This is a genomic window from Kitasatospora sp. NPDC022785, assembly GCF_055561295.1.
The window spans coordinates 196,006-208,161 of sequence record NZ_JBVHHB010000003.1; the positions used below are offsets into that span (position 1 = coordinate 196,006).

Genomic DNA, 12,156 nt, shown 5'->3' on the forward strand with positions numbered 1-12,156 from the left:
GCGGTCCGTGGCCACCCCGGGGCCCTCTTCTCCGGTGACGCCGTGTCAGTTACGTTGGTGGGTCGCCATTGAAGGAGGCCCCCTCATGACCACTGTGAAAGCCCGGGTGCCCGGCCCGTCCGGACACCCGCTGATCGGTTCGATGTTCGACCTCACCCGCCGGCCGCTGCGGACCTACCTGGCCGCGCGGCGCGACTACGGCGACGTCGTCCGGTTCACCGCCGGGCCGCCCGGACTGCGGGCCGAGTTCTTCGTGGTCTTCTCCCCGGAGGGCGCCCACCAGGTACTCGGCAGCGAGGCGGCCAACTTCCGCAAGGAGAGCGCCTTCTACGACGAGCTGCGGACCAGCGTCGGCAACGGCCTGCTCACCAGCCAGGACGACGACTACCAGCGCCAGCGCCGGCTGATCCAGCCGCTGTTCACCCGCCGCCGGGTCGACGGCTACGTGGACGCGATCGCCCTGGAGGCGCGGGTGCTGGCCGAGCGCTGGAAGGCCGTGCCGGACGGCGTGGTGGACGCGGCGGACGAGATGTCCCGGTTCGCGCTGCGCACGGTCTCCCGGATCCTGTTCGGGGCCGACGTCGAGGCGGCGGTGGACGTCGTGCACCGCAGCTTCCCGGCGCTCGGGGAGTACCTCCTGGACCGCGGCTTCTCACCCGTGCGCACCCCGCGCAACTGGCCGACCCCCGCCAACCGGCGCGGCGCCGAGGCGCAGCGGGACCTCTACGGGATCTGCGACCGGATCATCGCCGAGCGCGCCCTGCGTCCGGACGGAGCCGGCGGCAAGTCCGACGACCTGCTCGCACTGCTCACGCTCGCGCGCGGCGAGGACGGCGAACGGCTCGACCCGGACGAACTGCGCGACCAGGTGCTGATCTTCCTGCTGGCCGGGCACGAGACCACGGCCACGTCGCTCGCTTTCGCCCTCCACCTGCTGGCAGGGCACCCGGAGCAGCGGCGCCGGGCCCAGGAGGAGGCCGACGCGGTGCTCACCGGCCGCGAGCCGACCGCCGCCGACCTGGAGGCGCTGCCGTACATCACCCGGGTGCTCAAGGAGGCGATGCGGCTCTACCCGGCGGCCTCGGTGATAGGACGGCGGGCGGTGGCCGAGTCCGTGATCGGCGGGCACGTCATCCCGGCGGGCGCACAGGTGATCCTGGCGCCGCTGGTCACCCACCGGCACCCCGACCACTGGGAGCAGCCGGAGCGCTTCGACCCGGACCGCTTCCTGCCCGAGCGGGAGAAGGAGCGCCACCGCTACGCCTGGTACCCGTTCGGCGGCGGCCCCCGCGCCTGCATCGGGCAGCACTTCTCGATGCTGGAGTCGGTGCTGGCCCTGGGGGTGCTGCTGCGCGATTTCGACTTCGAGGTGATCGACCGCCGGGTGGCGCTCGGCCAGGGCATCACGCTGCGGGTGGACAGCCCGATGCGGATCCGGCTTGCGCCGCGCTGACGGGGTGTGGGGCCGACGGCCTGCGGGTGACAGCCGACAACTGGCGGCCGATGGAGCGGAGTTGTCAGCTGGGGCGCATGGGCACGGGACCGACCCATTCGAACACAGCGCCCGCACGCCGTGGGCGGCTTTTCACATCTTCGCGTAGCTCATTCCGGACCCCGATAGCGTCCCACGCACCCCGGACCGGAAGCGCACGTGTGTCTGGCATATGACGGGTGATCGATCCTCCGGGCTGGTCCTGACCGGCCCGGACCCTTCACCGTCCGCCCCCACGCGGAGTCCGCCCGGTCCAGGGAGCCCGGGCGCAGCGTGAACGCCCCGGGCCCGACCGGTCGACCGGAGGTCCCCATGGGCACGATGAACCACTTCAGCTTCGGCTGGCTGACGCCCGCGCTCTCCTACGTGGTGGCGTGCGCCGGCGCCGCGCTGGGGCTGCGGTGCACGCTGCGCGGACTCGTCGCGACCGGTGCCCCGCGCCGGAACTGGCTGCTCACGGCGGCCGCCGCGATCGGGTCCGGCATCTGGACGATGCACTTCGTCGCCATGTTCGGCTTCGCGGTCGACGGGACGGAGCTGCGGTACAACGTCCCGCTGACCGTGCTCAGCCTGGTGGTCGCGATCCTGGTCACCGGGCTCGGGCTGATGGCGGTCGGCTACGGACGGCACCGGGGCCTGGCACTGCTCACGGGCGGGCTCACCACCGGCCTCGGCGTCGCCGCGATGCACTACCTCGGCATGGCGGCCATGCGGCTGCACGGCGGCCTGCACTACGACCCGGGCACGGTGGCGCTCTCCGTGCTGATCGCCGTCGGAGCCGCCACCGCCGCGCTCTGGGCGGCCGTCACCATCCGCAACGTGTATGCCGCGGTGGGCGCTTCGCTGGTGATGGGCCTCGCCGTGAGCTGTATGCACTACACCGGCATGGCGGCGGTCCACGTCCAACTGGAGCCGGCGCGGACCGGGCTCGGCGGGGCCGCGCCGATGGAGTTCGTCTTCCCGCTCGCGGTCGGCCTCGGCTCCTTCCTCTTCCTCACCTCGGCCTTCGTCGCCCTCTCCCCGACCGCCCAGGAGCGCGCCGACTACCAGGAGGCGGGCGAGCTGACCATCGAGGAGTTCCCGACGACGCCCGCGCGTCCGGCGCCTGAGCAGCACCACCGCGCCGCCTGAGCAGCACCAGCCTGAGTGGCACCCCCTGGCTGTCCGCCGGTGGCCTCCCTCGGCACTTCCCGTCGGCATCCTTCGCCGGTGTTCCCCGCCGGTTCCCCCTTCCGACGTCCTGCACCGCACGTCCCCCGCCCGAAAGGCTCCTCACCCATGCGCGAAAGCCGCGGTACCGCGCCCGGTACCCGCCGGGGTGCCCACGCCGGGCCGCCCGCCCGGCCGGCTCGTGAAGCGACCCGCCGCACACCCCGCCCCGGCCGCGGGCTGCGTCCCCGGACCGTCCGTGCCCGGATCGTGGCACTGCTCATGGTCCCGGTGGTGTCCGTGCTGGCGCTCTGGGCGTTCGCCAGCGTCACCGCCGCCCAGGACGTCTGGGACCTGCTGCGGCTGCGCGAGGCCCAGCGCACCGTGCTCACCCCCGTCGGCGCGACCGTCACCGGCCTCCAGGCCGAACGCGCTGCTGCCGGGCAGGTGTTGGCCGCTCCCGGAGCCGCCCGGGAGAGCGCCCTGCGCGAGGCCGCCGCGGCCACCGACCGGGCCCTCGCCCCGCTCTTCCTCGATGGCCCGTCCGGCGGCCGGAACCCGGGCGGTCCGGGCGGTCCGGGCGGTCTGGGCGGTCAGGGCGGCAACAGCCAGGGCGGCCCGGGCCGCGGCAGCACGGGCGACGGCGGCATCAGCCCGGGCTACAACCGGGCCGACGCCCAGGGCCTCGGCCCGGACGCCGCCGCCCGGCTGGACGCGCTCGGCGCCGCCGTCGATGCGCTGCCCGAGCTGCGGACCCGGGTGCTGGCCCGCGGTGTCGGCTGGCCCGAGGCGTACGCCGCGTACGGGGCCGCCGTGGACCGGGCGTTGGCGGTGGCCGGGGCGCTCACCCCGATGCAGGACCACCGGGCCGCCTCGGACGCCCGGCTCCTGCTGGAGTTCGCCCGCTCGCGTGAACTCCTCAGCCGCGAGGACGCGCTGCTGCGCGCCGCCCAGCTCTCCGGCGGCCTCGCCGAGGACCAGTTGCGCGAGTTCTCCGGTGCCGTCTTCGCCCGCCGCCAGTTCGAGCAGGGCTCCGCTGCCGACCTGCGTCCCGAGGACCGCGCCGCCCTGCTCGCCGTCACCGGGGGCCAGGACCACCGGGACCTCACCTCCTACGAGGACAAGGTCCGCACCGCCGCCGACGGTCGCGCCGCGGCAGCCGCCGTCCCGCCCGAACACTGGTCGGTGGCGGCGGGCAACGTCGCCCGCGACCTGCGCGCCGTCGAGGACACGGCCGGCCGGGCGGCGTCCGACCGGGAAGACCCGTACGCGCTGGGCCTGTTCACACCGGCCGGGGCGGCCGTGTTTCTCGGTCTGGCCGGTGTGGTGGCCTCGCTGGTGATCTCGGTGCAGATCGGGCGCGGCCTGGTCACCGAGCTGATCGGCCTCCGGAACTCGGCCCTCGAACTGGCCGGGCGCAAACTGCCGGCCACGATGCGGCGGTTGCGCGCCGGCGAGGAGGTGGACATCGACGCCGAGGCGCCCGTCCCGGTGCACGGCAGCGACGAGATCGGCCAGGTGCACGGCGCGCTCGGCACCGTCCGGCGGGCGGCGGTCACCGCGGCGGTCGAACGGGCCGAGGTGCTCTCCGGCGTCTCCGGCGTCTTCGTCAACCTCGCCCGGCGCAGCCAGGTCCTGGTTCACCGCCAACTCACCTTGCTGGACGCCATGGAGAGGCGAACGGAGGACCCGGCCGAACTGTCCGACCTGTTCCGGCTGGACCACCTCACCACCCGGATGCGCCGCCACGCCGAGGGCCTGATCATCCTCTCCGGCGCCGCCCCCGGCCGGGCCTGGCGAAAACCGGTCCCGTTGCTGGACGTGGTGCGCGCCGCCGTCTCCGAGGTCGAGGAGTACGCCCGGGTCGAGGTCCACCGGCTCCCTCACGCGGCGGTCACCGGGCAGGCCGTCGCCGACCTCACCCACCTGGTCGCCGAACTGGTCGAGAACGCGACCGGCTTCTCGCCGCCGCACACCCGGGTGCACGTCCGGGGTGAACAGGTCGGCAACGGCTACGCGTTGGAGATCGAGGACCGCGGCCTCGGTATGGGATCGGAGGTGCTCGCCGACGCCAACCGGCGGATCGCCGCGGCCGAGCAGACCGATCTCTTCGACAGCGACCGGCTCGGCCTGTTCGTGGTCAGCCGGCTGGCCCGGCGGCACGGAGTCCGGGTCTCGCTCCAGACCTCCGCGTACGGCGGGACGACCGCCGTGGTGCTGTTGCCCACCGTTCTGCTGGCCGATGAAGGTCCTCGGGTGCGGCAGGAAGTCCAGGACGTGGTACCGGAGTTGGATGTCGATCCGGCGCCGGGGGAGGTCTCCGGCCGGACGGGCCACGGGCCCTGGTACGACGAACCGGCCTTTCCCGTCGTCGATTTGGCCGGACCCGAGGTCGTGAGGCCCGCCCCTGCGGAGCCCGAGGTCGTGGCGCCCGCGTTCGTGGCGCCCGCGTTCGTGGCGCCCGCGTTCGTGAAGCCTGCGGGCGTCAAGCCTGCGTTCGTCGGTCCACCGGCGGAGACGCCCGAGCCCGGCAAGCCCGCGCCTGTGACGCCCGCGCCTGCGAGGCCGCCCGGGCACGCCGGGGCCTCGTACGCCGGGACCGGGTACACCCGGGCGGACGGAGCGCCGGGCGCCGAGCCGCCGTCGGAGAGCGGCGCACTGCTGCCGTTCGGCGCCCGGGGCGGCGACCCCGGGGTGTTGCGCCCCATCCCGTTCCGGGCTTCCGGAGCTCGCGCGGACGGTCCGGCGGTCGACGCGGGCCCGCTGTCGCCGGCGGCAGCCCCTGCCGTTCGGCCGGTCCGGGCCGTCCGTGGTCACCGGGCCGAGGCCGCTCCCGGAGCCACGCCCTCCGCCGTGCCCACCGGCCCGTCCGGCGTGAACCCCGCCGCCGGACCTGCGGGGCCGGCCGGGCCTGCCGGGCCGGACGAGCTGCCCCGGCGGGTCCGCCAGGCCAGCCTCGTCCCGCAGTTGCGCGACGCCCCGCCGCGGCCGGCTCCGGGCCGCCGTCGCGGCGTCACCGCTTCCGCTCCCGGACGGAACCCGGAGGCGGCCCGGGCCGCGATGTCCGCGTTCCAGGCCGGCTGGGCCCGCGGCACACGCCCGCAGGTCCGCGACGAGCACCATGACGACCACCGGGAGCAGCAGCGGGACCAGCACCCGGACCAACGGCACCCCGACCAGTACCCGGCGCGACGTCGCCCGGACAGCCGTCCGGACGGGACGCCGCTGCCCCCGCACCACCCCCTCCCACCGCACCACCACGAAGGAGAGCGCCCATGATCGGCACCACCCACCGCGCGGGAGAGCTCAACTGGCTGCTCGACGACCTGGTCTCGCGGGTCGTCGAGGTCCGGTTCGCCGTGATGCTCTCCGCCGACGGCCTCGCCATGGGCACCTCGGCCGGCCTCGGCCGCGAGGACGGCGAGCATCTGGCCGCCGTCGCCTCCGCCTTCCACAGCCTTGCCAAGGGCGCGGGCCGGCACTTCGAGGCCGGCGAGGTCCGCCAGACCATGGTCGAGCTGGAGCACGGCTTCCTGTTCGTGGCCGCCGCGGGCGAGGGCACCTGCCTGGCGGTGTTCTCCACCGCCGACGCCGACCTCGGCCTGGTCGCGTACGAGATGGCCAGACTGGTCCGCCGGGTCGGCGAGCACCTGTTCACACCACCGCGCAGCGCGGACGGCCGGTGAGCCGGGTGCCGCATCCGGACGAACAGCCGTACCGACAGCCTCACGAGCCGCCGCCCAACGCCCCGCCGACCAACGCCCCGCCGTCCGGCACCATGCAGCCCAGCACCACGCCGCCCGGGACCACACCGTCCAGGACCCCGCCGCTCGCCAGGAATCCGCTCGCCGCCGCCTACCGCTCGCGCTGGTACGACGAGGAGGCCGGACCGCTGGTCCGCCCGTACGCGATGACCAGGGGGCGGACCAGGCCCACCGGGCGGGAGTTCGACCTGATCGCCCTGGTCGTCAGCGATGTCCCCGACCCGGCGGACTTCCCGGACGCGCCGGACGTGCCGGTCGGCCCCGAGCAGAGCCTGATCCTGGACCTCTGCCGCGGCAACGCCCTCTCGGTGGCCGAGATCGCCGCCGACCTCGACCTGCCGCTCGGCGTGGTGCGGGTGCTGCTCGGCGATCTGCTGGCGGCCGGCTGCATCCGGGTCAGCCGCCCCGTCCCACCCGCACTGCTCCCTGACGAGCGCATCCTCCAGGAGGTCATCCATGGACTCCGCGCACTCTGACCGCCCGTACGCCGACAGCCTGTACGGGGACGGCCCGCCCGAGACCGGGAGGGAGACCGGGAGGGAGACCGGGCCCGGGAACGGGCGCGAGAACGGCGGGGGCCGGGACGGGGGTCGGGACGGGGCCGAGGACGAGGGCCCCTCGGATACCGCCGCCCCCTCAGACACCGCCGCCCCCTCGGATACCGCCGCCCCCTCGGACACCGCCGTGCTCGCCCTGAAGATCCTGGTCGCGGGCGGATTCGGGGTCGGCAAGACCACCCTGGTCGGGTCGGTCAGCGAGATCCGCCCGCTGCGCACCGAGGAGAGGCTCACCGAGGCCGGGCGGGGCGTGGACGACACCGGCGGGGTCGAACAGAAGACCACCACGACGGTGGCCATGGACTTCGGCCGGATCACCATCCGCGAGGGCCTGTCCGTCTATCTCTTCGGTACGCCTGGGCAGGACCGGTTCTGGTTCCTCTGGGACGAGCTGGCGCAGGGCGCGCTCGGGGCGGTGGTGCTCGCCGACACCCGGCGGCTGACCGACTGCTTCCCCGCGGTGGACTTCTTCGAGCACCGGGGCATTCCGTTCGTGGTGGCGGTCAACCGTTTCGCCGGCACCCGTGACTTCGGGACGGAGGAGGTCGCCCGGGCGCTGGACCTGGAGTCCGGCACCCCGGTGGTGCTCTGCGACGCGCGCCGCCGCGCCTCCGGTAAGCAGGTACTGATCAACCTGGTCGAGCACGCCGGCCGGGTGCACGCCGCCCGCCTGCTGGCCGATGCCGGCGCGGCCGTGAGGTAGGCCACGGCAACGGCCTGGCCCGGCAAGGGCGGAGAGGGGTGCCACCCGTGCGGGCGGCACCCCTCGGTGCTGTCGGACCCCTCCAGCCGGTCAGTCAGTCGGTCGATCGGCCGGTCAATGGGTTCTGTCGTCGGAGCGCGCCTGTCGGAGTGTCACCGCCGGTGGTCGGTCAGCCGCGGGTCTGGAAGACGATCCGGGTCCAGCTGGAGCCCGGGCAGTTGCCCCAGACCGCCCACGGCTGGGACCGGGCGCCGATCCAGAGGCCGGTGGTGGACGTGCCGTTGGCACAGTAGGTGATGGTGCGCAGCTCGCCGGAGTAGATCCGGCAGTTGCCCTCCCAGCGCCAGCCGTAGTCGGCGGTGATGGTGCAGTGGTAGGAGGCGGTGATGGCCTCGGACGACGCGGAGCCCGAGCCGGCGGAGATGCTCTGGTCGGCGGCGGGCGTGGTGGCGGCGGCCGGCAGGGTCGTGGTGCCGAGCACGCCGAGGGCGGCCGCGGCCACCATCCCGAGCCTGGCGATGTTCCGGGCGATGCAACCTGACATGGTGATCTCTCCTCGCTCGTGCTGTCTGCCCCGTCCGGGTGGGGTCTGAATCGGTAATTCCCGTGCCCCGCCGGGGTGATGACGCATTGCACACGAATGACTGCGCACGGTGAGACGACGAACTACGATGTGATGTGAGTCACAGGCCGGCCGATCGGATCGTCGGCCGTGCCTTCGGGGTGCCGATTTCCGAGGGGAGCGGCATGGAATTCACCGGTCGGTGCCGGGGCGGGCGGGATCCGGGCATCGCCGCCGCTCCCGGGGAGGATCGTGCGGTGGCGGCCCGCGGCGAGGTGGGGCTCGGTGCACCGGATCGCAGCACACCGGACCGCGGTGCGCGGGATCCGGGTCCGGCCGATCCCGAAACGGCGGAATTCAACCGGGTGTTCACGGAAATGCTGCCGCGGCTCCACCGGGCGGCCCTCTCGCTCACCGGAAGCCCGTTCGCGGCCGGGGACGTCGTGCACGACGCGTATCTGCGCATCGCCCGCAGGCCCGAGCGGTTTCTCCGTCACCCCCAGCCCTATGCCTACGCGTTCACCACTATGGCGAACATCGTGCGCGACCAGTGGCGCAGGGAGCGCCGCCGGGTGGTCGTTCCGGAGCAGGCCGAGGGGGAGCGTGCCCGGGCCGACCCGCTCGGCGGGGGGCTGGGAGAGTTGCAGGCTCGCTGGGAGGTGGTCCGGCTGCTGCGGCTCCTGACCGCCAAGCAGGCCCGCGTGGTGGTGCTGGTCGACCTCGGCGGGTACACGGTCGACGAGGCGGCGCTCCTGCTGGGCGTGCACCGCTCCACGCTGGCGGTCACCCGGCGCCGCGCGCTGAGCCGGCTCCGGGCCGTCCTCGAACGCGAGCGCGACCGGGCGGACGACTGTGGCCGGGCGGACGACCGGGTGGACGGCCGGGTGGACGACCGGGCGGGCGGCAGCGACCTGGGTGGCAGTGGCAGTGGTAGCGGCGGCAGTGGCCGCGACGGCGCCGGCGGCCGCGATGCGACGAGGCCGCCGTCCCGGCCCGACGCACCGAGCTGACGACAAGTCAGCTGATGCGCCGCCCCGGCCCGTACGCTGCGATCCGTGATCACGTACGAGGAGCACCGGCTCCGCACCCTGGCCGAGGACGGCCGCTGGCCCGAACTGCTGGGCGCCTACCGCCAGGCCCGGGCCGCCGCCGTGTCGCGCGCGGGCGAGGGCCGGGCGGCGGCCGCGACCGCACCGCTCGGCCACCTGATCGCGTACGCCGCGCCGCCCGAGCTGGCCGTGCGCCTGTTCGACCCGGACGGCGGGCCCGGCACCGCCGCCGGGGTCGCGGACCATGACGCCGGGCCGCTCTGGGAGGTGCTGGCCACCCGGCACTCGTGGCTGCGGCTGGCCCCGCTGCTCGGCCCGGCGCCGGTGCGCCGGCTGGTCGCCCACACCCGGGTGCTGATCGGCGAGGACCTCTCGTACGGCGCCGAGCCGGACCCGGAGGGCGTCCCGCTGGTGCTGGAGCCCTGGGAGTCGGCGGGCTGGGGCGAGGGCGCGCGGGTCCGGGACTACCTGCCGCGCGGCGGCTCGCGCAGCGCACTGCTGACGCTGCCCGCCACCCGGGAGGGCCTGGGCCCGGTGCTGCTGCCCGAGCCGGGAGCGCGCCTGCGCGGTCAGCGGGCGACGCGGGCGTTGGCCGCGCTGGCGGAGTGGGCGGAGGTGGCCTGCGTCCGGGGGCCGGCGCCACAGGCGGCCGGGCAGCTGGCTCCGGGCCGACGGGTCACCGGCGGGTACCTGCCGTTCGCCATCGCCTACCCGGTGCTGGTGCAGGCGGCGGCGGCGGACCGGGCGCACGGCTCGGCGGACGGCCGGCTGGCGCTCTGGCGGGCGCTCGGCGCGATGGCCGGCGGCGACGGGCCGAACCGTGCCGAGGTGAACGCGCTGGTGGCCCGGATGCGCTGCTTCACCTGGTGCGACCCGGCGGACGGCCTGCGCCACGTCCACGTCGCGATGGAGGACCCGGCGAGCGGCCTGAGCTGGGCGGTCAGCGGATCGGACGAGCCCTGACGCGTGCGCGCGGGGCCGCGGGAGAGGACAGTGCGTGGGGCCGTGGGGCCGTGGGGCCGTGGTCGCGGCGACAGGGCCGCGGGGCGGTGGCGCGAGGGCCGGGCAGGCCCCGTGTGCGACGGACCCCGGCCCGGCGCCGCCCGGGGGATCGGGCTGCGGCGCCGGGCCGGGGAGTAGGGGAGTGCAGGAGTGGGAGCGGCGGTCAGACGGCCGTCGGGCTCGGCGCTCCACCCTGCGGCGGGACGGTCTCCGGTGGCGCGGGAGCGGCGTCGGGAGCCTCTGCGGCCCCGGACGAGGCCGGACCGCCGTGCGCGTCGACCAACGTCCGCTCGTCGAACGGCACCTCGCCCGCCAGCACCTGCCGGGCGCGCTCGCGGTCGAACTCACCGGTCCAGTGCCCGATCAGCACGGTGGCCACGGCGTTGCCCGCGAAGTTGGTGAGCGCCCGGGCCTCCGACATGAAGCGGTCGATGCCGACGATCAGGCCGACCCCGTCCACCAGTGCCGGCTTGTGCGACTGCAGCCCGCCGGCCAGGGTGGCCAGCCCGGCGCCGGTGACCCCGGCCGCACCCTTGCTGGCGATGATCATGAAGACCAGCAGCGAGGCCTGCTCGCCCAGCGACATCGGCTTGTCCATCGCCTCGGAGATGAAGATCGAGGCCATGGTCAGGTAGATCGCGGTGCCGTCGAGGTTGAAGCTGTAGCCGGTCGGGACGGTGATGCCGACGACCGGGCGGCTGACGCCCAGGTGCTCCATCTTGGCGATCAGCCGGGGCAGCGCGCTCTCCGAGGAGGAGGTGGAGAGGATCAGCAGGAACTCGCGGCCGAGGTAGCGAAGCAGCGTGAACACGTTGACGCCCGCGACCAGCCGCAGCAGCGCGCCGAGCACCACCACCACGAAGAGCGCGCAGGTGATGTAGAAGCCGATCATGATGACGGCGAGGCTCTTCAGCGCGGCCGTGCCGGTGGCGCCGACCACCGCGGCCATCGCCCCGAAGGCGCCGATCGGGGCCACCCACATGATCATCGACATGACCCGGAACACCAGTCGCTGCACGTGCTCGATCCCGCGCAGCACGGGCGCGCCGGCCGGGCCCATCGCCTGCAGCGCGAAGCCGGCCAGCAGGGCGACCAGCAGGGTCTGCAGCACCTTGCCCTCGGTGAGGGCCGAGAGCATGGTGGTCGGGATCATCCCGAGCAGGAAGTCGGTGGTGGACTGGGCCGCCCCCGCGGCGGCCTGGGCGTGTCCGGACTTGGCCAATGCGGCGGTCAGGTGCAGTCCGCCGCCGGGCTCCAGCAGGTTGCCGACCACCAGGCCGATGCCCAGTGCCACCGTCGACATGGTGAGGAAGTAGCCGAGGGCCAGACCGCCGACCTTGCCGACCTTGGCGGCCTTGGTCACGGAGCCGATGCCCAGCACGATGGTGCAGAAGATGACGGGGCTGATCATCATCTTGATCAGGTTGACGAAGCCGGTCCCGACCGGCTTCAGCTCGACCGCGAACTTCGGTGCGGCCAGGCCGACCACCACGCCCGCGACCACGGCCACGATGACCGCGAGATAGAGGTAGTGGGTGCGGTCCTTCCGTCTGACCCCCGCCTGCGGTCCTGCTCCGGTGATCGACATCTGCGGCTCCTTCGCCCTGCAGTCCTGGCGGCCCCGGGTGGTGGGCCGCTCCGACTATGTGCTGCGCAGTGACGGAGGTCACGTTTGCGTTCATAGAGTTCACGTACGCCCGCGCCCCCCGCGCCCCCCGGGCCGGCCGCCCGCGTCCCGTGGCTCGGCTGACTGCGTTCCTCCGCGCGCCGGTCCACGCCCCGCAGGTCGGCTGCCCGCGTTCCCCTGTGCGCCGGTCCACGCCCCGCAGGTCGGCTGCCCGCCTTCCGCCGCCCACCTGGACGCCGGGCCGCCGTGGT

General features: G+C 74.6%; 10 protein-coding genes. 8 read left to right on the forward strand and 2 right to left on the reverse strand.

Translation table 11 applies throughout. The features are described 5' to 3' along the window. The first annotated feature begins 85 nt into the window (after positions 1-85). From ACZ3YO_RS06540 to ACZ3YO_RS06565, 6 genes are all read left to right on the forward strand, one after another. Positions 86-1,453, forward strand: coding sequence for a cytochrome P450 (locus ACZ3YO_RS06540; protein WP_465565631.1), 1,368 nt, complete (start codon positions 86-88; stop codon positions 1,451-1,453). A 351-nt stretch (positions 1,454-1,804) separates the two neighbouring features. Further along, positions 1,805-2,623 (forward strand): MHYT domain-containing protein, encoded by an 819-nt coding sequence (locus tag ACZ3YO_RS06545; RefSeq protein WP_465565633.1) that lies wholly within the window; start codon positions 1,805-1,807, stop codon positions 2,621-2,623. A gap of 288 nt (positions 2,624-2,911) precedes the next feature. Further along, positions 2,912-5,920 carry a sensor histidine kinase gene (locus ACZ3YO_RS06550; RefSeq protein ID WP_465565636.1) on the forward strand — a complete coding sequence of 1,003 codons (3,009 nt, stop codon included), beginning with the start codon at positions 2,912-2,914 and terminating at the stop codon, positions 5,918-5,920. Continuing rightward, positions 5,917-6,327 carry a roadblock/LC7 domain-containing protein gene (locus ACZ3YO_RS06555; protein WP_465565639.1) on the forward strand — a complete coding sequence of 137 codons (411 nt, stop codon included), beginning with the start codon at positions 5,917-5,919 and terminating at the stop codon, positions 6,325-6,327. The genes ACZ3YO_RS06550 and ACZ3YO_RS06555 overlap by 4 nt, the downstream gene beginning before the upstream one ends. A gap of 92 nt (positions 6,328-6,419) precedes the next feature. After that, the gene (locus ACZ3YO_RS06560) at positions 6,420-6,881 is read left to right on the forward strand and encodes a DUF742 domain-containing protein (protein ID WP_465566280.1); all 462 of its coding nucleotides are present in this window, start codon (positions 6,420-6,422) and stop codon (positions 6,879-6,881) included. Positions 6,882-7,089: 208 nt separating this feature from the next. Next, positions 7,090-7,665: a GTP-binding protein gene (locus tag ACZ3YO_RS06565; protein WP_465566283.1), complete on the forward strand. Its 576-nt coding sequence runs from the start codon at positions 7,090-7,092 to the stop codon at positions 7,663-7,665. A 169-nt stretch (positions 7,666-7,834) separates the two neighbouring features. Here ACZ3YO_RS06565 and ACZ3YO_RS06570 read toward each other — a convergent pair whose 3' ends face one another. Beyond that, the gene (locus tag ACZ3YO_RS06570; RefSeq protein ID WP_465565642.1) at positions 7,835-8,209 is read right to left on the reverse strand and encodes a hypothetical protein; all 375 of its coding nucleotides are present in this window, start codon (positions 8,207-8,209) and stop codon (positions 7,835-7,837) included. 383 nt (positions 8,210-8,592) lie between these two features. Here ACZ3YO_RS06570 and ACZ3YO_RS06575 point away from each other — a divergent pair, with 383 nt between their 5' ends. Both ACZ3YO_RS06575 and ACZ3YO_RS06580 read left to right on the forward strand, forming a co-directional pair. Then, positions 8,593-9,237, forward strand: coding sequence for an RNA polymerase sigma factor (locus ACZ3YO_RS06575; RefSeq protein ID WP_465565645.1), 645 nt, complete (start codon positions 8,593-8,595; stop codon positions 9,235-9,237). A gap of 45 nt (positions 9,238-9,282) precedes the next feature. Continuing rightward, positions 9,283-10,239, forward strand: a complete 957-nt coding sequence (locus tag ACZ3YO_RS06580) for a hypothetical protein (protein ID WP_465565648.1) — start codon at positions 9,283-9,285, stop codon at positions 10,237-10,239. A gap of 202 nt (positions 10,240-10,441) precedes the next feature. Here ACZ3YO_RS06580 and ACZ3YO_RS06585 read toward each other — a convergent pair whose 3' ends face one another. Further along, the gene (locus ACZ3YO_RS06585; RefSeq protein ID WP_465565651.1) at positions 10,442-11,866 is read right to left on the reverse strand and encodes a cation:dicarboxylate symporter family transporter; all 1,425 of its coding nucleotides are present in this window, start codon (positions 11,864-11,866) and stop codon (positions 10,442-10,444) included. Between the last annotated feature and the right edge of the window lie 290 nt (positions 11,867-12,156).

Coding starts and splice junctions, on each gene's coding strand:
- ACZ3YO_RS06555 (WP_465565639.1), top strand. CDS start 5,917: ATGATCGGCACCACCCACCGCGCGGGAGAGCTCAACTGGCTGCTCGAC.
- ACZ3YO_RS06540 (WP_465565631.1), top strand. CDS start 86: ATGACCACTGTGAAAGCCCGGGTGCCCGGCCCGTCCGGACACCCGCTG.
- ACZ3YO_RS06585 (WP_465565651.1), bottom strand. CDS start 11,866: ATGTCGATCACCGGAGCAGGACCGCAGGCGGGGGTCAGACGGAAGGAC.
- ACZ3YO_RS06560 (WP_465566280.1), top strand. CDS start 6,420: ATGCAGCCCAGCACCACGCCGCCCGGGACCACACCGTCCAGGACCCCG.
- ACZ3YO_RS06570 (WP_465565642.1), bottom strand. CDS start 8,209: ATGTCAGGTTGCATCGCCCGGAACATCGCCAGGCTCGGGATGGTGGCC.
- ACZ3YO_RS06545 (WP_465565633.1), top strand. CDS start 1,805: ATGGGCACGATGAACCACTTCAGCTTCGGCTGGCTGACGCCCGCGCTC.